This is a genomic window from Sporosarcina sp. HYO08, assembly GCF_001563475.1.
Classification (GTDB): Bacteria; Bacillota; Bacilli; order Bacillales_A; family Planococcaceae; genus Sporosarcina.
Window position 1 is genome coordinate 191,533 of record NZ_LPUT01000023.1, and the last position, 22,067, is coordinate 213,599.

Sequence of the window (22,067 nt, forward strand, 5' to 3'; positions counted from 1 at the left end):
AGGTGTATTTATGACCATTCGAAACACTACACAAAAGAACATTGACGTGTTTTGTCTGAATACTTCCTGGCGCAGGCATATTGTAAGGTGAAATTAATTAACGAGTGTAGTTTGACAACCCATAGCCGTAGCAACCAAACATTCCAGGCGCGTCAACCATCATGTCAATATTTTCACGCATATAAACAAGCACTCTTTCTTGCTCAGCGGCCGACAAACCGCCCTCTTGTTTGAATCTCTCAAGATGTTGAATCGCCGCGTCTTCAAACTTTTCAATCAATTATTCTTTCATTAATCCTTTTTGTTCTGCAATGGCGCCAAGCGATTTTCCGCTTTGCAGCTCGGATTGCAGCTGATCCGCCGGCATATCTAATGCTTTGGCGGCTTCACCGAAAAAATCAGCCATCATTCCAGGCATCATCGGCATCTGTCCATACATTGCGCCGCCATGCATGTTCCCCATCATGTGCATATGATTTCCGTTCCAGTTGCCCATCATATGCCCGGGAATTTCTGAATACCCCATCCCGTGCATTCCGTTTGAATTGCCCATTCTGTTCATCATTCCAGGTCCATGGCCGTAGTACATCATGTGACCTTCACTGCCCCTGTTGTACATTGCATCGTTAAATCCGTTATAATTTCCTTTTGCTGGAAAAAATAACCCCGATGATAGTGATCCGATGGCAAATGCAACGACAAAACCCGCTATGATCAACCATTTCTTCATCAGAACTCACTCCAGGTATATCATAAGTGGAAAGGTATGGAACTTTTTCCTTTCCCTTACTTATAATATACCCCAGCAATGTTCAGAACTTATGGGGGAATTATCAAGATATTGTTAAGATTGTTAGATCCCCCAAAAAGTAATCGTGTCAAAAAGACCAATCATTACAAGAATCAAGCCCGCAACCCGTTGAATCACTCTTCCAACGCTCACGCTTTTCCGCATAATACGGCGGTCCATATCGAAAAACCAAATGATAAAAAATAGAAGCAGTAAAGGCAGTGACGTTGCAATCCCGAAAACTGCAGGAAGGACAAAGCCGTAGGAAGTTGCTGTCACAATCGGCATTAGCCAGAGAAAAAACAGCACAAACATGGTCGGACAAAATGCAAGTGAAAAACTGACGCCTAAAAGAAAAGAGCCGATCTTCCCTTCTCGTATTTGCTTCGGCATGCGCAATGACAAATGCTGTAAAAACCTCAATTTCAAAACACCTAATAGAACAAGTCCCGTACCGACAATAAGTGGCCCGATCACTTTACGGAACAATGGAAAAAACTCAGTCATTTTTGTTTCAAACGTCTGACCGAACATCCAGGCCAACAAACCAATGGAACTGAAAACGACAACCTTCCCCATCATAAAGGATAAAATTTCACCCCAGTCCGTTCTCATCTGGATTGTCCGGTTTCCATACAAAGTAATCGCACTCATATTGCCTGTCAGTTGACATGGTGCAACTGCACCAACGATCCCTAATAGCAGCGCAATAATAAGCGGGTATTCTGCAAATGAGTGAATGAGAACCGTTACTGGTTGAATAATAGATTCACTAAATCTCGACAATAATCCATACATAGGTGTAGCACCATCCAAACTGTTTTTTTCATACTTTTCAATTAGTATAGGGAAAGATTATGAAGAAAATGTGAAGCGATGTCTAAACTATTGTCTAGCTCCCTTTTTCATAGAAGTTTAGTTAGCACTAAATATACATCCCCGTTACATAACAATGTTCTGTCCCAATCCAATTATTTTATTGCGCATACACTAAAAAAGTTGTTCAAATAAAATAATTTTCCGAAGGAGCTTATGAATGAATGAAAGAAATACGGATATGAATCCATCTAACCTTTGTAAAGAATTTGCAAGGATCCTTGGCGCTACTGCTGGCGTTGTAAACGGGGTATGTACAGCCACTCGGTCGAGAACAAATATCCACCCAGTCGTATTGGGGAGAAATGCGGATTCCTTCATGTTTATTCCCCAAGCGTTTACGTTTGAAAATCTTGATAGCGACGGCAAAGGTTTATGCTTAGGTGAGACGGTAATTTTGCAAGAGGAAATTAATCCATTTATGAGTAAACTTCGTGAACATAACATTATTGTCACTGCGGTACACAATCATTGGCTTTTTGACCAACCGCGCTTGATGTATATGCACTTCGAATCTATCGATCAGCCACTTACTTTCGCTAGAAAAGTGCGAGATGCTATGAAAGTTTTAGTAACACATGATGTCCGCGTGGAATCGAAATCCTGCCACGGTCGCTGTCATTGTCAATCAAGAAGCTTAGATGCTAAGGGAAGAAACCGACATGCTGACATTTGCAATGAATTTAATCGAATTCTTGGCGGCACAATGCACACGTTTGAAAATGAGCAATGCATCGTCATGAAATCACGTCTCAATATTAAGCCGGAGGTTCTTGGCGACTGCGGCCGTTCTTTCCTGCTGATCCCTCAAATGTTCACATTCGAATCAATGTCAAATGATGGCCGGGCACTTTGCGCTGGGGAAACAGTCATACTTCAGGAGGAAATTAATCCCTTTATAAGTGCGCTTCGTCGACAGGGAATTATTGTAACAGCCGTTCATAATCACTGGTTATTTGAAAATCCACGTCTCATGTACATGCACTGGGCATCGATCGATCGACCACTTGCCTTTGCAAGAAAAACACGGGATGCATTAAGTGTGCTGACAGATAGAGAGGTTTGTGTTCGAAAATAAAATAGCCTATTCCCCGTAATTTTTTTTGCAAATCTAAAAGAACAACCCCACCTGCCCTTTTGAATTGGTTTATGGTTGTTCTTTTATTTATTATTATTTGTCATTCGTCGTTCCTCTGATTTTCTCTTTTTTGTAATTTCCGGTTCTCCATAATTTTTCTCAAAGTGGCTTTATTGTCAATCTCGGCGAAGTCTTTAATGCACGGATTTCTATTCAATTCATAAAAAACGGGTTCCTTTTTAGCTGTCAATCCAAGATCAACCCCGTATTCTTTGTCCGGATAATGCAATGCAATTGTTTCGGCTGCCGCAATCGCTATTTCCTTTAATTGAACTAGAATTTTTGCTTTTTCTAGATCATTTAACTTTAAGTGCACCGACAATAATTCATCGATTGAAATAACTTCTGAACCCCGGTAGTAATTGAGAATACCATTTTCACTTGTTTCAGGCGTTCCAATCTTTGCGTTCATCCCACCAATGTTCCATTCTCCCTTTACATATTGAACATGAACGCGAATATACATCAGCAGTCCATTGTACGTAACACTTGGAACACCTTCCTGAACAATATACCGTTCTACTCTCCCTAACCTTTCCATTGGATGTAAAATTTTCTGAATATCCCTAACGGCTTTTACACATTGATGAATGGGTTTTCCTTGAAGGGAAAACCCATTGAAACAATAATAGCCATCACTTCTTTTGGATACTTTAAAAATACCCCTGCCTTGTCCCGATACGTCATGCTTCACGTAAACATCTTGAAAGCGGTTTACGAAATCTACTACATTTTGATGACTATAAAGAATCGTTTTCGGCATCCTTTTAGCGACTAATGCATTTTGTCGAAGCAGCGAGTGTTGCTCCCATTTACCTAATATATTATCCAACAATAACACCTCCTTATGGCTTATTCATAAAAAAACCTTTTCTATCCAGATGTCTACTGCAAACGAATTACCTTCGTATTTTTGGCTGCTAGCCCTTGTCCTTCTTGGCTTCGAAATAAGTTTGTTTTATACCTTATTCTATTCGCCTCCATGTGTCATTCTTAGGTGAATATTACAGCAGTTTTAAAATTGCATGCCTGTTTTCAGGCCCATTATTCATCACAAAAAAACAAAGCGTATCACTGGTTTATCCAAGTGACACGCTTTGTCGTTTTACTATTTAATAGATCAACACTTTCCTTTTCGTTCTCACCCTCTATTTACTCCTTCGGCTCATCACTGCCAAGGTACCGCTCGTAAGGGAGAACGTTCCAAACCCGCTCTTGGAAGCGCTCTTCCGTAATCACCTTTGGAATGTCCTCAAGAATCTTTTTCGCGACATCTAGTTCACGTTGCGCTTCTTCTTTGTCCTGGTACAGGAATTCATCGGAAGCGGCAGCTGGTGCTTGTGCTACTTTCTCTTCCAAATCTTGAATGACCATTTCCTGTTGAACACGTAACGATTCCCGGGCATCTGCAATCCATTCAGGCTGCAAATCGCGATTAATGTCACCGACGCTGCTATACTCTTCAAACACATCTCGGTAGATGCGATCCGCATTCGTTCGCACATCCAAGTTCGCCGCTTCCAAATCGAGGTTCGTCAGTTCCTCTACTGACAAAGGCGTATGGCGCTTTCGTCCGCCGAGTCTTGTCCGCTCTAAATAGAATGGGAACATACTCTTGATCGTCTTGCCGACTGGCGAAATGGCTCTTCCTTCCGCATCAAGTCCTTTCGGCTGAATTCCTTGCATCGCAATGCGTGCGGATTCCGGACGGACAATTTCTTTCGGTGGCATAATCCCATGACGCAGCATTTCTCGAATGCCTGTCCCTGAAATATTAATCCGGTACTGTGAGTCATGTGGGCAGGATTGCTCTGTCGCTGGACTATCGCAGCGTGTGCAGTAGAAAACTTCATGATACAGACGAACTTCGATCCCTAATTCTTCCGGTTTAAACTCGTCAAATATGCTATGACTCGCGTACTTATCGTAGTAATCGCCAATTCCCGCATGATCTCGCCCAATCAATGCATGTGTACAACCGTAATTTTTCATAATTAATGCATGCAAAACCGTCTCACGCGGCCCTGCAAACACATATGTCACACGTAAAGGCGCGAGAATGGAACGATCTTGCGGATAATACGTATCCAAAACGCTCCGATACGACAACATCCGGAATTCATGCCTTGTATATTCACGCTTGGCCATTTCGACTAGCGGCTGAATGAGTAAGCCATCTAATACTTCCAACGCATTTTTATGAATATACTCATGACCTCTATGCAGAGGGTTTGCCCCTGTGATAAAGCCGCCTACCGAGCGGAATTTCTTCTCCTCGTAAAATGTATGCCATGTATCTTTCGGTTCTAGACGAAGCTTTTCGAATGGGCCCCAATCCACTCGCTGCAACAATTTAATCGGTCCACCAAGAGAAACATCGCCCATTCGTCTATAAATTGAATCGACTCCTGGATGATCGCGATCTGTTGTACCAAAAAGCGACAACGCACGATGCTCTTTATCATATTTAAAAATATCTTCAATTTGCAAAATCGCAATCGGCTCTTTGTTTTCATTCGCAAGTGTCACTTCATCCCCTATTTTCAGTGACGCGACGATTTCTTTGTTGCGATTACCGATTGGCGCAAAGCTGAGCGGTGCTGGCCAGACAAGTCCGTTCGTTAAGCGCCCCGACGCTAGAACGGAGTTATAATCTGCTTCAGTCATAAAGCCTTTGTTTGGAGACAATACCCCTGTCGCGATCATTTCAAGTGTGATCACGGCCTCCAAGTCTACCATAATCGTCGGTAGCCCTTTTGCTCGCTCTAGTAACTCTTCTCGTTCTTTTCCCGTCACAACTTGATCCACCAACTCGCCCCCATGCGGTTGTTGTGGATAATTTGTAAACGCTTTCTTTCCCACCTTACTTACCATCGACTCCATCCCCTTTGTCTATCATTTGCGAAGTAAACTTCACATGAATAGATATAACTATACATTATTTTCCTAAAAAATCAAATACTCTAAAATCTTTTTATCATTTCCTATTTTGTTTCCACAGATGCTTCCAAATGACTGTCACCATTGTCTTTTTTTATGGCCTATACGACAGCTTTCTAAAGTGCAGTGGCAACAGTCACTCGATAACTAATTTCATTTATGAAAGGTACTTGCGCCAGACCGACCCATTGTTTTCACAAAGATTTTTCCCGCTAGAAGTTTCTTAACATTGATCTCCGCCGCAAGCACGCCAAGTAATACAAGAGCGGCACCAATATATCCTTTCATTGTAAGAATTTCTCCAACGAAAATAAAAGCAAAGATTGCCGCAAATACAGGTTCTAGTGAAAAAATCAAACCTGTACGCGTTGGCGTTGTATACTTTTGGGCGACTGTTTGGCCAATAAATCCAATAGCGCTGCAAAATATACTTAATGCCAAAATCGCAATCCATGACTCAGTAGTACTTGGAAGTTGCGGGCTTTCAAACGAGAACGAAAAAAGAAGTCCCCATGCCCCCGCAAAACCAAGCTGCAGAACCCCTATAGAGATGGCATCCACACTTTTCGTCACTTTCCCTGTAATGATAATGTGCAGAGCATATAACAAGGCGCCCAAAATGCATAGAAAATCACCAGTCGTGATGTGCAATGCCCCATTTAACGTCAACAAAGCAATTCCTGTGATCGAAATACAAACACCGATCATCACTCTTTTCTCAGGTACCTTTCGAAAAAGGACTGCCAACAACAGAGGAACAAAAATGACCGCAAGACTAAACAAAAAGCCAGCGTTTGAAATGGATGTCGTTTTTAAGCCAATGACGACTGACGACATTGTAAAAAATAATATAGCCCCCAGTAAAAATCCAACCATCAACGTTTTTCGATCAATTTTGATCATTCGTCGGTAAAATACAAGAAAAGCGACAAGGAATGCTAGTCCAAAACGTAATGCGATTAAGTTAAACTCTTGAATCGAATGGAGGCCCATCTTCATAAACAAATAGGAGGCACCCCAAAACATTGTCACCATTACCATCATTAAATCCGCTTTTAGTTGCGCGGGCTCACCCATTGGTTTATCCATCTTCCATCCCCCAGTTCCTCTCGTTGTTCAACTTAAAAACAATTGAATTGTTATGATTATACGTGTAAAGTTTGGATAAGAAAAATGAATGTTTTTAAGTCTTTAGTTGAAAAATATTCACGTAAAGGGGTTGAGGAAGTTGTCGCTTGCGAAATTTGAAATATTTAGCACGGTTGTGGAATTAGGTAGCCTGAAACAAGCAGCAGAAACGTTAAATTTAACGCAATCAGCTGTGAGTCATGCAATTGCTGGCATGGAGTCAGAATGGGGTTTTACGATTCTGATCAGAGGACGTGCGGGGATTCAATTGACGAGTAACGGAGAACGTGTTTTACAATATATCCATGAAATATTAAAATGGCATGAACAAATGACACAAGAAATTGCCAATATCAATGGGCTTGAAATCGGTACTGTTCGCATAGGTACTTTTTCAAGTGTTTCCATCCAATGGCTGCCAGAAATCCTAAAAAGTTTTAATGCAGATCTTCCCGCGATCAACATCAAATTGTTTGAGGGAGATTACGATATGCTGGAACATTGGATCGCAACGGGGATGGTCGATTTTGGATTTGTCTCGTTACCGACGTCGAAGTCATTTGAAGTCATTCCCTTAAAAAAAGACCGCATGCTTTGCATTCTGCCTGATGATCATCCACTCGCAAACGAGCGAGAGATTTGTTTTGCAGATATTCAGGAAGAAATGTTCATTTTGTCTAAAAAAGGCAGCGACAACGATTTGCGGCGAATTTTTCATGAACACAAAGTAACGCCGCAAATTAAATTCGAACTTGCCGACGATCAAGCAATCATCTCCATGGTTCAAAATGGGATGGGCATTAGTATTTTACCTGAAATGGTTTTGTACCGTGTGCCAAAGAACGTTCGCATTGTCGGCTTAAAAGGAGAACATTACCGCTCCATCGGAATTGCAGCTCCATCGTTTAACACCATCTCCCCCGCCGCTCGAAAGTTTATTGATTATGTGAAAGTATGGTTGGACGACACTGAACGCTAAGATAATACTGTTTTATAAAGATGAAAAGCACTAGAATCTGTCGAACAATTCTAGTGCTTTATTTTTCATATTCATTTAACAGGTTAGTTCGCACTAAATTCATGTTCGGCAAGAACGATTGCGATCGCGTTTTCAATTGGCGTCACGCCGACGAGCGAATTATTAATCACAAGAGAGAAAATGAGCTTTTCCCCGCACTTATCCGAATGCTACATCCAGTATCATCATCACTGTAAATCCTAACATTAAGCAAATGGATGCCAAATCTTTATTGCCGTTTTCTTGTGAGCCGGGAATCACTTCTTCTACTACGACAAAGATCATCGCTCCCGCCGCAAAACTTAAAGCAAATGGAAGGATTGGTGTCATAAATGAAACCGCAAGAACCCCAATTACAGCTGAAATAGGTTCTACCATTCCCGAAAACTGTCCGTATAAGAAACTTTTCCGGCGAGACATGCCATCTCTCCTTAACGGCATCGAAACAGCTGTACCCTCGGGTAAGTTTTGAATTCCTATCCCAACTGCCAAAGCAATCGCTGCCGGTAAAGATGCGGACGGAAAACCTGCGGCTACAGCGCCAAAGGCAACACCGATTGCAAGCCCTTCTGGGATATTATGAAGTGTAATGGCGAAAACAAGCAGTGTGCTACGTCGCCTATTTGCAGGATTGATCCCCTCAGCATCTTTCATTGGGGAATTGGGATGTATATGTGGAATAACCTTATCTGCCGCCCATAGGAAAAAGCCACCCAATAAAAATCCAACAGCCGCTGGAAACCACGACGGGAAAGAACTGCTTTCTGCCATTTCAATGGCGGGCGAAAGCAATGACCAAAAACTTGCGGCAATCATAACTCCGCCAGCGAAGCCTAACATGCCATCCATTAGCTTTTGATTCATCGTCTTCGTTGTAAATACTAATGCAGCGCCGACCGCGGTCATTCCCCATGTGAAAAAGGTCGCTACTAAAGCTTGGTTTACCGGGCTTAGTGTCGCAAAAAAATCAATCATCTATTTTTTCCATCCTTAACAATTTATTTTCCACCATTGGTTAAGCCACTTTTTTATCAGTAATATAGTCATTGTATGCATAAAGTTTCCGATGTGCAATTTCAAATATAGCACCCTAAATCATTGCAACATAAATTGAATTTAATGTACGCCCTCGATATCCCATCAATTGATCTTCATTTTAACCTTTGCGCATCGTCTTTTTCTCCGTGTGAATGTTTTTTCACTCGATTTATTTCCCCCAAACCTGCCGATTCATAAAATTTAGCAAGTCTGTCCAGTCTAATAAAAGCGAAAAAAGAACGGTAAACTGCTTCTTTTTTGATGGCATCCATGTTATTGTTAATTTTTGTCGAAAGAGGAATCTTTTTCTTCCCGTTCTTATTCTAATGCTAAAAAAGTGAGGGTTGCCAGATGTCTTTCTCGGATTTTTCTCAGCAGTTGCCCGTAAGAATCCTAGCAGTGGCGCTGCTAATTCTACTCACGGTCTATTTGATCCGCAAATCGATCAAGCTTTTCTTTGCCAAGACGAACTTCTTGGATGAAAAACGAGAAGAAACATTGAGACAATTCGCCAATCAGGTAACAAAGGCATTGGGACTCTTATTCTTCTTTATTTATGTGCTTAGTTATTTCTTTGAATTAGGTAAGCTTCTGACTAGTTCGGTCGTTTTCGTCGGTGCCTTGGCATTAATCTTCCAGCATATTATCCGCGACTACATTATGGGATTGACCTACTTATTTGAGCGCCAAATCCAACATGGGGATACTGTCATCATCAATGGAAAGCATCAGGGGAAAATCGAGGAAATTAGCATGCGTCACTTAAAAATCCGTCAACATGACGGCTACCTGTATACGGTCTCGTACAGCAATGTCACGGAACTTCAGAACGGGACACGCGGAATGCGCCGCGTGACGGAAAGCCTCGTCCTTAGCTATACGCAAAATCCAGACGATGCCTTCAAAGTCATGGAGGAAGTAACACAAATATGCAATGAGAAATATGGGAAGTACCTGCTGAAAGATGCAAGCCGTGTTCCTGTGGAGCGTTTCACATTCAACCAAATTACCGAGCTGAATGTAGATTTCAAGGGGCACCGGTATGCAATATCGGGTCTTGTTCAAGAAGCAGATTTCGTAGAAGCAAGCAAAAAAATTAGATATGAACTGGCAATGGCTGCCTATCAGAACGACTTGGTGATGGCAGAGAATCATACCTCAATTCGATAAAAATCGCAAAAAAAGTTGTCCCAAAAAGAAGAGCCAGGCACCTTTTGTATAGTGGTGCCTGGCTCTTCTCGGACGTTATCCATCGTAACTTGTCCTTTAAATCAACATCCCCGCAATTGCCGCACTTAACAGATTCGCCAACGTTGCAGCAACAATCGCACGTAATCCAAGCTCCGCAATATCCGCTCTTCTAGACGGCGCCATTCCACCTAATCCGCCGATTAGCATTGCAAGGGCTGCAAGGTTTGCAAAACCACAAAGTGCAAAACTGATCATTGCTACACTTTTAGGTGATAAATTTGCGATTTCAGGGGCAAATGATGTATAGGCAACAAATTCGTTTAGGACAAACTTCTGTCCAATAAATGAGGCTGCCTGTAATGCTTCATCCCACGGAACACCAATGAGTACAGCAAGTGGGAAGAATAGATAACCTAATAGCTGTTCTAGCGTTAAAGATTCAAGCCCAAAAATTCCGCCAATAGCCCCAATGATCGTATTCATTAAAAAGATTAGGGAGATAAATGCAAGTAACATTGCACCTACACCGACCGCTATTTTCAGTCCATCCATCGCTCCGCGGGAGGCCGCATCGACGACATTTCTCGATTCCTCGTCTTTCACCATTACAATACGGTCTTTCGTATTAAGTTCTTCCGTTTGCGGCACGATGATTTTAGCAAATAATAATCCTGCCGGAGCGCCCATAAAAGCTGCAGCTAGCAAATAATTGATCGGAACACCAAGCATCGCGTAGCCTCCTAGAACAGCCCCAGAAACGCAGGCCATTCCCCCTACCATGACAGCAAATAATTCCGATTTGGTCATTTTCTCAATATAAGGTTTAACGACCAATGGCGCTTCAGTTGGACCAAGAAAAATATTGGCAGCAGCTGACATCGATTCAGTCTCACTTGTTTTAAGCGCTTTTGCCAAAAGTCCACCAATCACCTTCGTTGCAAATTGCATAATTCCAAGATAATAAAGAACAGATATTAATGACGCAAAGAAAATGATAATAGGTAGTACTTGGAACGCAAAGGTAAAACCTACGCCTTCTACATTCAGGACTCCTCCAAACAAAAACTGAATGCCAGCATTGGATGAGTCAATGACTTTTTGAACAATCCCTGAAAGGAATTGCAAAATCGTTCTTCCGAATTCCCATTTTAACACGATAAACGCAAAAACAAGTTGGATGGCTAAAGCACCCAGTACAGTTCTTGGATTGATGGATTTACGTGCTGTCGATAACGCGAATGCGATCGCTAAAATTCCGATTATGCCTATGATGCCCCAGATGTATTGCATAGTTCCTCTCCCGTCATGGTTTATAAAATAAATAGAATGAAGTTTTTAAGTTGAACTGTACTTCAAATCAGAGGGAGTCTAAAACCCCCTACTGATTCAAACAACCGTAGCTAAAAGTTAACCCGTTTTTCCGGGCTATTACTTAGAATTCTCACCAGTTACTTTCTTCGCTAATTCAGTCATATAATCGAAGAAAGCATCACGATCCACGTCATATACGACATTCACCGGTCGGCCATCAGGTGTTTCAACTGTACGTCCCTGACTTACTCCGTCCGCGATGACAATACTATTGACTGTTTGTACCTTCACAAGATCACTCTTGCCGATAAATGCAGTCGTTAATACGTCCCATAAATAGTACGTAGAGTTTGTTGAAAAATGAACGAGCGGCGGTACCATCGCATAACATTGACCAAGGAAGTCCACCCCAATATAATTACGCTCTTTTGCCCAGCGTTCACGCACATCCAATGTTAACGGTACTTGGTTTGTGCTTTCCAGCGCGACCAAATCAATTTCAATGTTCGTTTCCCATACGCGTGCAGCCGCTTCTGGGTCCCAGAACACATTCCATTCAGCCGTCCCATCATGTTCAGGTTCATGAACATTTCCAGCTTCTCTAAACGTACCGCCCATCCAAACGAGTCTTTCAATTTTCTCTTCGATATCCGGCGCTTCGTCCAATGCGCGGGCAAGGTCAGTCAAAGGTCCTGTGAACAATAAAGTTGTTTTTTCATCCGTATTGCGAATTGCATCGATCATATGAAGATGTGCTGGCTTTTCTGCTACCGGTGTAAGAATTTCACCGGTCTCATTTAAAATCGGCAGTGCATCTACGTAAAAAGCATGCATGCGCCAATCTTTTGGAAAAGGATTTTTACCGCGTGAATTTGACTCCGCTACATCGAGGCCGCCCTCACCAAAGCGATCGATAATTTTTCGGCTTGCAAATACCGCTGGCTCTAAATAACAATCAGCCGGAATGACCGATACACCTGTCAATTCGACATTATCCATTTTTAGTAATAAAAATAAGGAAATCAGGTCATCGACGCCGCCGTCATGGTTAAAATAAATAGGTTTTTTCGTCATTTCAAATTCGCATCCTTTTCATTCGGATTGTTTAATGAATACACCCATTAATATCCTAAAGTGTTCCCTTTATAGCACAAAAAAACCCGGATAGATCTCTACCCAGGTTACAGAATTACATGTAAAAATGATGGAATACACATCGCAGTCAATATTCGTATTCAGTCATTCTTCATGTAGTCCGGTAGTTTAAGGTTACCAGGTAGAAACGCTTAAGCCATATTCCTAAGCATATACACGCAATAAACATTTGTTTAGTTTTTGAACTTTTGTAGAATAGCATAAAAATATTAAATAGGTCAATAGAAAAACGATAGTTTTTGTTTTTTTACAATTGAACGTTCGGGATTTAGAACATTAGAACAGCGAAAATGTCTCAATAGAGGCGTCTATCATACGCTTTTGTTTTTCCATGTTTCGCTCATGACGCTCCATCCTCTGCATCTCCTCTTCGAGGATGCTTTGAATTGCTCGTTGCATTTATTTTTTTGAATAATGCAGGAAAACTGATTGGGTGCTTCTGCAGGGATGGATCAGTATTAAAGAATGAGTAATGCGTGTGTAAAATATTTTAATATGTACTGGCGGGGTTTATTTTAATTAAAAATAGTACATCTTTTAGAGGCAGGAAACTGTTCTGACAATACATTACTAGTGCATAAAAAATGGAACGGGGCCATTTATTGGCCGCTCTCCAACTTTCCACTCGACTTGTTGGATTGTTATAACCGCGTGTTGTAGGTACATGTAATTTTTAAAAAGCCGGTTACCATTCATCGATCAATTGGTAACCAGCTTTTCTACTGAATGATTTTTTTATTTGTCCTTTTATCTATCGAAAAAGCACCTCTTGAAAGTCATTCACCGTTATAAATACCCCAACTCCAAATTATAAGCCCGCCATTTTCCGCTTACTAATTCAGTTTCTGCGATTCTCTTCCTTTGTTCCTCCGTTAATTCCCTGATTTCCTGTATCGACGTTTTGCGAAGTTGTTCGATTTCAGTACTTGCATGAAATATCGCTTTTCCCGTATCATCCACCCGGTTGCTAATGGTTTCGATGTGATCGTAGACAATGCCGATATGATCCGCGATTGTTTCGGTTGCTGTCAATTGTTCTGCTGCAATCGCCGCGATTGTACCCGTTGCTTGTCCAACTTCCTGGACTTTTTCCGCGATCTCTTGCAAACTGTCCATCGCTTCGTTGTTTTGTTCGATTCTTCCCCGCAATTGATTTGAAATTCCTTCAACAATTGTCCCAACTTGTTCTGATTCTTGCTGCACCTTTTCAATGGTTAAGGCAATTTTCACGACTGAATCTTTTGTTTGGTCTGCTAATTCGCGAACTCTTTCAGCAACAACTGCAAAGCCTTTTCCACTTTCCCCTGCGTGTGCGGCTTCAATCGAAGCATTCAATGCAAGCAAATTGGTTTGTGTCGCAATGTCATTGATGAAATCGATCACTTCGGTAACTGCCTTTACTTCCTCTACCAATTGTTGCACCTTCAATTTCGTTTGATCGAAATCACCTGTCATTGCGGAAAAACCTTTTAACGCATGATCAATGACGGTTTGTCCTTTGGCCGTTACTTCCACCATTTCATCTGTATTTTTAGATACATATACTGTATGGTTTGTCACTTCTTTAACGGATGCACTCAGTTCCTGTGCGGATGCACTCACATTCATCGCTTCGTTCGCTGTCAGCTGCGTGACGTCCTTCAATGCTTTTACTTGATCTACCTGCATGATCAATTCATTAACAGTAGTAATTTTTTCAACGAGATTAAAATCATTTGCCTCTTGGTATGCACTTAAAACAATCAAACTGTCAAATGTAATAATCCGATTGAATGCGATCAGTATTTCGGCTAGTTCCAGAGGTTTTTTCGAGAATTGTGCCGTTATGTAAGGAATTAAATATTCATAAACCCTTGTATACGAACCGATATACCATTCATCCGACAGTTGAATACGGCTATGAATTTGGCCAATCTTTTTTCGATATTGTATGTATGCTTCATCGATCGTCGGTTTTGTCAGCTGACAAAAGTATTGTTCGATCGCTTTTGTATACCGTTCTTTCGTTGTGAACTTTTGAAAAATCTCTCGGGTCTCCGGCAGCTTCATAATCATTTCATAGTGCCGATTTGCAATGGTAGGCGCATGCTCCTCCATTAGGCGATCCATTTTCTGCAGCGCATCCAAATCTTTTTGTGTAAGCTGCGTTAAAGTCAAAAGTTCTTTTATATTTTGTTGCGCAACATCTATAGATAGACCGGTTTCCTGTAGTGGTTCAATAACAACTGACGGACGAAACCTGCCAAATAATGTTTGTTTATAGTGAAACATACCAATCCCTCCTGCTAGCAAATACTTTTTTCATTTATTGATCGTAGCAAATTATGGAAGGAATTGAATTGATGTGTATCAAGTTTTATAGCAAAAAAGCTAAGTTAAGTGTATGGTGCGAGGTAGATAAACGTTTGAGGATGTGTTACGTGCGTGCAAAGTTTTCGAATATGCACTAGCGAGGTTTGCTTTGACTGAAAACAATACATAGTTTTACTGCATGGAGGAAACCATTCCAATAAAAAAAACTAGGGTTGTCCCAAAACGAAGAGCCAAGCACTTCTGAAACAACCCCAGCTTTTTCACGCAAGCAAAAGGGTAAATTTATCAACCGTGCAGACCCGATCACTCTTTTGCATCTAGCGCTGATCCTTCATCTTCACTAAGGTTCATCACATAGTCGCTTACAAGTTTTAAATGTTCAGCCGACATATCGTCTATCGATTGAAGCAAGTCTTCTTTGATCACTTTTGCGACACTCACCTCTTCACAATCATCACTATAACATTCCATGAGCTCGTCATGTGAGTACGTCACGTAATCTGGGCTGTTCTTCTCCAATTCGTATAACCTCAAAACCTCTACTTCATGTGCAGTCGGCATATTTTCGGGTTGATTCAAGTCTCTCAAGTACGTTTTTAATGCCACCCACCTTTCTTCCGATACTGTTACTTCAAATACTTCATTGAACTCTTTTCGATTCATAATCATTTCGTTTACTTTTTTGAATCCCGCTTTCAGTTCGTCGGGTGTTGCATATTTGTAAAATTCACCTTTTCCATATCCTTGTCTGATCGCTTCAATTTCAGCATCAGTCGGGGATTCAGTGGGCATTGCTTTGATCTTAAGGTACCTTGCCACTTCAGCCCATTTGCTTTCAGGAACAGCTTCAACCAATCTGTATAACTCTTCTATGTTCATGCTAAACTTCCCCTCTCATTAAAGATCTCCATACTTTTTTATAACCGTTGATCAAATCATAATAACACATTCCTAATACTTGTAGACACCGAGTGACTGTCACTGCCGCATGTCACAAAAAACACTGGAAGGCTGCAGATGAATGCTCTACAGTTTCCAGTGTTTTTTGTAAGGAGCCAGAGTAGATGTAGTAATTAGTGCCTGGCACCCATCTCAATTTCTAATACCCAAAAAAAGCATCCTTTTTGATATTCCGTTTTGAAATATTATTGTTAATTGACCACTCCCACCGCTAAAGCAATGGGATGCTTTTTCGCAAACATTTCACTTACACTTCCCCATTTGAGAAGGCAGAGGCGAAACTTGGGCGAACAACATTCGAAAGAATTTCTCTTTCGAATGGGCAAGGTCTGTGCCAACTACGCCGTCCGTTCAACGATACGTTTCACTTGTTTCGGCAGATCGTTTGGATGTTTGAATTTTTTTCTGTCTTCGGACGATAGATGCCTTTTTAACCATACCGGCTGCTTATAGACAACCAAGATGATTGTTTTTACAGCTATCGGATATTTTTTGCGTGCAATGTTTTGCGCGCCGTTGACATCGCGATGGATTTCTGTTTTGTGAACAGAACAGCTAAAGTTTCTTCCGTTTGCTTGGTGGCGTCCGCCACAAAACGGGCAGTCTTGTGAAGTGTAGATTTCTTCTGTTTTTTTCACTTGAATGCCTCTTAATTGAGCTTTGTATGTCAGCTTTTGTTTGATTTTCCCCTGATTCCACAAGGATAGTTGTTGGCGCCGCTTTCGATTATATGACGCTAGATAGTCCCGCCAATTCTTTTTCTTCAATTCTAACAATAAAAAACGCACAAAGGATATAATTTTGATCGACCCGTAAGTTGTGTGTTGCACAGGCATGAGTCACTAAAAAGGGCCTACCAACAATTCAGTGAATTGTTGGTAGGCCCTTCTATTAAAGTGTGATTTACTAATACTTAATAAAATGGTTGCTGCATATTGAAATTTGACACTCATTCAAAAAAATACATTTTTCCGTCATAATACCCGAAGTAATTCCTCCCAATTTAAAGGGAATCCTAATCTATCCAGATCCACAACATCATATTCCTCGATCAATACGCTTAAAGATGTTACAAAGGAATCCCACTCTGTTCTATCAATTATTAGTTTCCCCATTATAAGTATGGCCGCGAAAACTGAATTTCCTTTAACGCCTTTTTTTCGGTCATCCTCATCTATTTTTAGATGTATTGGCAGTTTTCGATTATAAACCCTACCATAATGGGCACAAATATTTCTAAATGTCGATAATGAATAAAGCCAGTTTTTAACATACTCGTAGGGAAAATGATAATTACTCTTCGCAATAATTGCCTTGTCCTTGTTCTTCAAATTCGAATAAATTTTGGACAACAAACTAAATGATGTCACCTCGATGGCTACCCAAACAGGAAAAACACCCTCATATTTACTTTTATGATGGTGAACAAATATTTCTTTACTCCGATGAATTTCACGGTTTAACTGCTTCACCATTTCCACATGGTAGGATGGATTAATAAAGTTTTCGGAATCCAAATAACCTGTAGCACCATATTTATGCGAATGAAACAAAGCAAGTTGAGCCCTAAAAGTGATTTCAATAACTTCAAGATTCGCCACTAATAAGGAACGTAATTTTCGATCAAATTCGTATAGGCGGTAAACGTCTTCAAATGTTGTGCCGGCCAAAAAACGATCATTTTGTTTTAAAGTAAGTGTATATGCACTAAACCGATAATAATTAATGCGACTAAGGATTTCGATAGCCTTTTCTTCATTTTCAATATGTAGATTTCTACTTCGAAAAAGTTCTATTTGTTCTTGAGGTGTCGTTGGTTTCTTAATTCTATTATTATTAGATTTCATCGAATAACCACCCCATAAAATAAAAAGTCCCACCTTGGTACGCATTGTTAAGAGGCGTGGTGGGTTCTGTTATTCTTATTATATGATGAATCATATTGTTTGTCAAAGGGATTTTCGCATAGGAACTATTTTCGGGTTATGCTGCTAAAAACCGCTCTCTCCCCAGCTGGCATGTGATTTCTCGTATCGATGGGCTAATTTCTTTGGCACTAACCCCCGTTATCTGAATAGTGTCCGAGTTGTGTGTTGCACCATTCACGTTGTTCCAATCAATGGATTCACCCCTTATGCTGTAACAAAGTTCTCTTGCTTCCCCTTCAACTGCTCAAACAATCTTTCCACAGTCCCAATCCCAACATTCTCATACTTTGCCAAAATAACGAGTTCTTTCGGCAATTGTCCAACGGTTTGAATTTGGTCTTCATTCAGTTGTCTCAAGAGGCTTGGGCTTCCCGTGAATTCGTCTGCTGTGAATGGGATTTTTGATAGTTCTTCCGTCACGACGATATGATCTGCTTTATAGAAGAAAAACAGTTCTCCCGGTCGTTCTAATAAAAGTTTTCTTCTCACTTTTTCCTCTTCAATATATACCTTTAGTTCTTCGAATAAATTCTCATCGTTCTTTTCGCCGAATCGTTTGACGTGCTTGTGCAGCCCTTCGAGGTTGTTTGGCAGTTCACTCATAATGCGCGCCTGTTGTTCTGCTCCAAGTCTAATGAGAAATGTTTCAGATTTAGCGAATCGTTGTGGCAGCAAAAATGCATCACGCAAAAAGTACGGGACATCAAGTGTTTGTCCTTTGTATGTTAGCGTGCGGATCGTTGTAAAGCCTGGACTTACGGGTTCTGCATGTATATTCGCAACTGTCGCCGCCACTTCATCGACTACAGGTTGATCGGCTGGTTTTTGGACGGATGCAATGAGCAATTCTTCCAGCGCCTTGAGACGCACTTCAAGTTCGGTAATGTCATAAGCCTGTTCTGACCGAGGTGACGGATCTTGATACTCTGGGACTTTGACGTCGACGGGACCGTACACTTCGACGTACCACTTGACGATAGTATAGACGGCTTCCCATGATAACAACGCTTCGGAGTAGCGGAACATGCGTGCATTATGCGCTGCTTGATTACCTATTTGGCGGACATGGTGCAGTGCGTCGCGGATTTCCGGTGTTAAATAGCCTTTTTCATTGAGCAGGTCGAGCCGTTCTTTCAAGTTCGTCCATTGTTCAACGGGCAAATTTTCTGCTTTGATGACTTGCTGCAATATATTTTCAACAAATACTCTTGCATGTGTAAGCATTGTGCGTGGGCTTGTGAATATACTATTTTCAAGCTCACGTGCAACATACGCAAGTTCTTTTGATAGCGGTTCAAGAAATTGATAGAAATATGATTGACTGTCCATGTGACATTTCCTCCGACCATAAGATTGTCTCTTCATAGTATTATGTTATCATATTGATGCCAATTGCGGGATGCCATAATATAGGGCAAAGGCTAACTACCCATGCCCTATATTATGGCATCCCGTAGTTCACGGAAGGTTCAGAAATTTACGTTCTAGTGGTCAGTTGTTTAAGTTTTTTCACCTAGAATTTATATATCGGAGAATAAGGGAACGCTAAAATTATAAGGAGGCATTTTTCGATGAACAAAGCAGATATCATCTCGAAAGTTTGTGACTTAATCGAATCGGGGGATCAACCAGCTGGGGAAAATCTTATTAAAAGTAGCTACCCCTTTAACAAAATTGAATATATTAAAAGGAATTACTCAAAAGCTGATATGTTGGGTGTTTTTATGAGGGATGGCTTTTTAGACCGTTATAGCGGTGAAAAGTTACTTTTTCCGCCGGTATTAAGAATATTGTCCGAAATATATCCTAAGGAATTTCCCTTTCATCCCAATTGGAAATACAACGAGTGTCATTCCGCCTATTGGGATTTATTGCCGACGATCGATCATATCATTCCAGTTGCTTTAGGCGGTACAAATAATAAGGAAAATTTAGTAACGACTTCGATGAAAAGAAACAGCGCTAAATCTAATTTTACTTTAGACGAATTAAATTGGGCGTTATATCCGGAAGGAAGAATGGAAAATTGGGATGGAAAACTAGGTTGGTTTTTTAGATTCATCAATGAAAACCCTAACTTTTTAGAACGACCATATATTAAACAATGGGCTGTTGTTGCGAAAAGACGATGATTTGATCCCTTCCTTGTATTCCAGTTTTTAAGCAAAACTGCTGCCATTTCAACTTATGATGCACAAGTCTAATGTTGATAGCTCCCCTATCTACATCCGTACAGAGTTATTCAACCTATAAAAAGAACCCACCCACACTGCGGAAAGCAAAAGGGCAGCCTCAGAAATAACCTCGTTTTTCTGTATACATGCTATACAAATATGCGTATACAACAATTCAATAAATCGCCCATTTAGCACCAGTTCTTTAGGTGAAGCTTAATTCATTTCTCGCAACTTCTCAATCTCATCCTTCTCCGCTTCAGTCACCTTGGCAATTAATTCAACAGACAGGCCTTCCGCCAGCATTTTAATGATTACTGCTTCCTTGCCTTTTACGATTCCTTGTTCGATTTCCTTTCGAACCCCTCTTTCCTCCCAAGAATTCAGCAATTTTATAACCTCTTCCGTATTATCCAACTGGCTAATTTCTTGCATGAGTTCCCCCTCATTCAGTTTCAAATACTGTTCGAAAAAGTCGTTGATAAATCTTGCTCAGGCTGGATTAAGTTCCATCTTAAGCGTCATTCGCAAAATTTTGAAACCTTTTAGATAATTACTCGTACATACTATAAACACCATTCTATAGGAGGTTTGAAATTGAGAGAAGCATTGCATGTAAATGATCAACAGTTGTATATCATTCCACAAGACTTAACTGAAACAGAAGTAGAAAACCACAGACAAATTGCGAAAAAGGGGACCTTTATTTGTCCTTATTGTGAAGCAAAATTACATGTAAGAAGTGGTCCGATTCTTGGCAACTATTTTTCACACCAACATGGCGAAGGGTGTGAGCCCTCTAAACAAAGTGAAGCTCGTTCGCGTAGATACGAACAATTAAAAAAGAACGACACACCTAGACAATCACAAATTTTAGCGTTAATGTATGATGAACTTCATGTATTATCAAAAGTTTACACCCATATCAACTGTACACGTGGTTATTTAGACACCAATTTCACAAAATACGTCCCGGACATATCCTTAAAAATCTACGAACGCAAATATGCAATTACAATTGTCACGAATGTAACTAGCTTACTAGATGTTACGAAAGCAAAAAATATTCGAAAACACTATGACTACTATATTCAATTAGGTTATGAGCCCTTATTTTTTATCGAGCGTAGTAATCTAGCTATCGATACTGATGGTCATTCTTTAGTGTTATGGCAAACTGAAAAAGAAGCATTAACTACACAAGCAGCAGATTTACATTGGCAAAAATTCTTAACACAATTAGCACCAGCTAACCAACTTCAACAACTACTTAAGATTCCCACTACGTCGCTAAACGTGAAAAGTATCTTATATATAACTCCAGCCAATGAATCTATTGCAATTGAAGCATTTCATCTAATTGAACAACCAAACACCGCTCCAACAAAAGCATATTTCTTCAATCAGCCTTATGTACTCACATTTGCGCTGGCTTTCAAACTAACTAATGATTCATTAACATTAGCCAATATGGAATTAGAATTGGCAAATCAAACTAAATATGCAGAAAAATTCAAAGAATCATTAGCAGCTTATTTACAAGAACAACAGGAGAAGGAACTAAAATTACAACAAAAACCAATGGAAGAGAAAGCAGCCAGAGATAATCAAAAACAAATAGCTGAACAAAAGAACAAAGCTTATCAAGACAAGTTCAAAGATAGCACTTACAAAAAGGCAGAAAAAGAACGACGTATGCAAATTTTAAAACAAGCCTATTACGCTAACAATTAAAAATGTTAAAGTAGCATTATCAAATTGAATAATCACCCTTCAAACCTTCAAAAGGGCGACGTACTTGGTAAGAATCTACATATAAATCCCTTAAAACTCTCAATTGTTTTAGGGATATCACCCGAAGCGATAAAGCACTCTCTTTTCCAACATTTTCAGGCTTGCTCGATCATAGGTAATTCTTTTAATCGTTTTTAATCGATTGAATTGCCCTTCAGGCAAGCCATATTCTTTCTTCCCTTCTTCGTTAGGAACCGAGTGGCTATCACCACCGCATGCTAAATAATGGGGCGGGGATGAATAAAAGTTATGGGCTGGTTACGTTGCTTCTAGTGTGTTTGTATGTGCACTAGGGAGGTTGAATTTATTTAAT

The 22,067-nt window shown here is 40.5% G+C and carries 20 protein-coding genes and 1 riboswitch; of the genes, 5 read left to right on the forward strand and 15 right to left on the reverse strand.

Going from position 1 to position 22,067, the window contains the following annotated elements; translation table 11 throughout:
• Positions 1-97: 97 nt before the first annotated feature.
• The 3 genes from AU377_RS07960 to AU377_RS07970 all read right to left on the reverse strand — a co-directional run bounded on the left by AU377_RS07960 (position 98) and on the right by AU377_RS07970 (position 1,588).
• A complete protein-coding gene (locus AU377_RS07960; RefSeq protein WP_067406637.1) occupies positions 98-280 on the reverse strand; it encodes a hypothetical protein in 183 nt (60 codons plus the stop codon).
• Entirely contained in the window at positions 281-730 is a 450-nt protein-coding gene (locus tag AU377_RS07965) for a hypothetical protein (protein ID WP_067406649.1), read from the reverse strand. It lies immediately after the preceding gene.
• A 123-nt stretch (positions 731-853) separates the two neighbouring features.
• Positions 854-1,588 carry a sulfite exporter TauE/SafE family protein gene (locus AU377_RS07970; RefSeq protein WP_067406651.1) on the reverse strand — a complete coding sequence of 245 codons (735 nt, stop codon included), beginning with the start codon at positions 1,586-1,588 and terminating at the stop codon, positions 854-856.
• A gap of 238 nt (positions 1,589-1,826) precedes the next feature.
• Here AU377_RS07970 and AU377_RS07975 point away from each other — a divergent pair, with 238 nt between their 5' ends.
• Positions 1,827-2,744 carry a DUF1259 domain-containing protein gene (locus AU377_RS07975; RefSeq protein WP_253724423.1) on the forward strand — a complete coding sequence of 306 codons (918 nt, stop codon included), beginning with the start codon at positions 1,827-1,829 and terminating at the stop codon, positions 2,742-2,744.
• Between the two features lie 100 nt (positions 2,745-2,844).
• On the opposite strand, the gene AU377_RS07980 is transcribed toward AU377_RS07975, so the two are convergent.
• The 3 genes from AU377_RS07980 to AU377_RS07990 all read right to left on the reverse strand — a co-directional run bounded on the left by AU377_RS07980 (position 2,845) and on the right by AU377_RS07990 (position 6,833).
• On the reverse strand, positions 2,845-3,636 hold the full coding sequence (locus AU377_RS07980; protein ID WP_067406654.1) for a YheC/YheD family protein: 792 nt from the start codon (positions 3,634-3,636) through the stop codon (positions 2,845-2,847).
• Positions 3,637-3,956: 320 nt separating this feature from the next.
• Entirely contained in the window at positions 3,957-5,678 is a 1,722-nt protein-coding gene (locus tag AU377_RS07985) for a sulfate adenylyltransferase (RefSeq protein WP_067406656.1), read from the reverse strand.
• A 219-nt stretch (positions 5,679-5,897) separates the two neighbouring features.
• Positions 5,898-6,833, reverse strand: coding sequence for a DMT family transporter (locus AU377_RS07990; protein ID WP_253724424.1), 936 nt, complete (start codon positions 6,831-6,833; stop codon positions 5,898-5,900).
• Between the two features lie 139 nt (positions 6,834-6,972).
• On the opposite strand from AU377_RS07990, the gene AU377_RS07995 reads away from it, so the two are divergent.
• Entirely contained in the window at positions 6,973-7,851 is an 879-nt protein-coding gene (locus tag AU377_RS07995) for a LysR family transcriptional regulator (RefSeq protein ID WP_067406659.1), read from the forward strand.
• Positions 7,852-8,049: 198 nt separating this feature from the next.
• Here the strand turns inward: AU377_RS07995 and AU377_RS08000 are convergent, their stop codons facing one another.
• On the reverse strand, positions 8,050-8,865 hold the full coding sequence (locus AU377_RS08000) for a ZIP family metal transporter (protein WP_067406662.1): 816 nt from the start codon (positions 8,863-8,865) through the stop codon (positions 8,050-8,052).
• 414 nt (positions 8,866-9,279) lie between these two features.
• On the opposite strand from AU377_RS08000, the gene AU377_RS08005 reads away from it, so the two are divergent.
• On the forward strand, positions 9,280-10,098 hold the full coding sequence (locus AU377_RS08005) for a mechanosensitive ion channel family protein (protein ID WP_067406665.1): 819 nt from the start codon (positions 9,280-9,282) through the stop codon (positions 10,096-10,098).
• A 96-nt stretch (positions 10,099-10,194) separates the two neighbouring features.
• On the opposite strand, the gene AU377_RS08010 is transcribed toward AU377_RS08005, so the two are convergent.
• From AU377_RS08010 to AU377_RS08040, 7 genes are all read right to left on the reverse strand, one after another.
• The gene (locus AU377_RS08010) at positions 10,195-11,409 is read right to left on the reverse strand and encodes a NupC/NupG family nucleoside CNT transporter (protein WP_067406667.1); all 1,215 of its coding nucleotides are present in this window, start codon (positions 11,407-11,409) and stop codon (positions 10,195-10,197) included.
• Positions 11,410-11,547: 138 nt separating this feature from the next.
• Positions 11,548-12,504 carry a nucleoside hydrolase gene (locus AU377_RS08015; protein ID WP_067406670.1) on the reverse strand — a complete coding sequence of 319 codons (957 nt, stop codon included), beginning with the start codon at positions 12,502-12,504 and terminating at the stop codon, positions 11,548-11,550.
• A 157-nt stretch (positions 12,505-12,661) separates the two neighbouring features.
• A riboswitch (purine riboswitch) is annotated at positions 12,662-12,763 on the reverse strand.
• Positions 12,764-13,371: 608 nt separating this feature from the next.
• Positions 13,372-14,856, reverse strand: coding sequence for a globin-coupled sensor protein (locus tag AU377_RS08020; protein WP_067406673.1), 1,485 nt, complete (start codon positions 14,854-14,856; stop codon positions 13,372-13,374).
• 345 nt (positions 14,857-15,201) lie between these two features.
• Positions 15,202-15,777, reverse strand: a complete 576-nt coding sequence (locus AU377_RS08025) for a hypothetical protein (protein ID WP_067406675.1) — start codon at positions 15,775-15,777, stop codon at positions 15,202-15,204.
• A gap of 419 nt (positions 15,778-16,196) precedes the next feature.
• A complete protein-coding gene (locus AU377_RS15845) occupies positions 16,197-16,694 on the reverse strand; it encodes a transposase (protein ID WP_256381697.1) in 498 nt (165 codons plus the stop codon).
• A 138-nt stretch (positions 16,695-16,832) separates the two neighbouring features.
• Positions 16,833-17,705, reverse strand: coding sequence for an Abi family protein (locus tag AU377_RS08035; RefSeq protein ID WP_067406680.1), 873 nt, complete (start codon positions 17,703-17,705; stop codon positions 16,833-16,835).
• 285 nt (positions 17,706-17,990) lie between these two features.
• Positions 17,991-19,115, reverse strand: coding sequence for a DUF4145 domain-containing protein (locus AU377_RS08040; protein ID WP_067406682.1), 1,125 nt, complete (start codon positions 19,113-19,115; stop codon positions 17,991-17,993).
• Positions 19,116-19,357: 242 nt separating this feature from the next.
• Here AU377_RS08040 and AU377_RS08045 point away from each other — a divergent pair, with 242 nt between their 5' ends.
• On the forward strand, positions 19,358-19,918 hold the full coding sequence (locus tag AU377_RS08045) for an HNH endonuclease (protein ID WP_067406685.1): 561 nt from the start codon (positions 19,358-19,360) through the stop codon (positions 19,916-19,918).
• 258 nt (positions 19,919-20,176) lie between these two features.
• Here the strand turns inward: AU377_RS08045 and AU377_RS08050 are convergent, their stop codons facing one another.
• A complete protein-coding gene (locus AU377_RS08050) occupies positions 20,177-20,395 on the reverse strand; it encodes a hypothetical protein (RefSeq protein WP_067406688.1) in 219 nt (72 codons plus the stop codon).
• Between the two features lie 162 nt (positions 20,396-20,557).
• On the opposite strand from AU377_RS08050, the gene AU377_RS08055 reads away from it, so the two are divergent.
• A complete protein-coding gene (locus tag AU377_RS08055; protein WP_067406691.1) occupies positions 20,558-21,694 on the forward strand; it encodes a competence protein CoiA family protein in 1,137 nt (378 codons plus the stop codon).
• Positions 21,695-22,067: the final 373 nt, after the last annotated feature.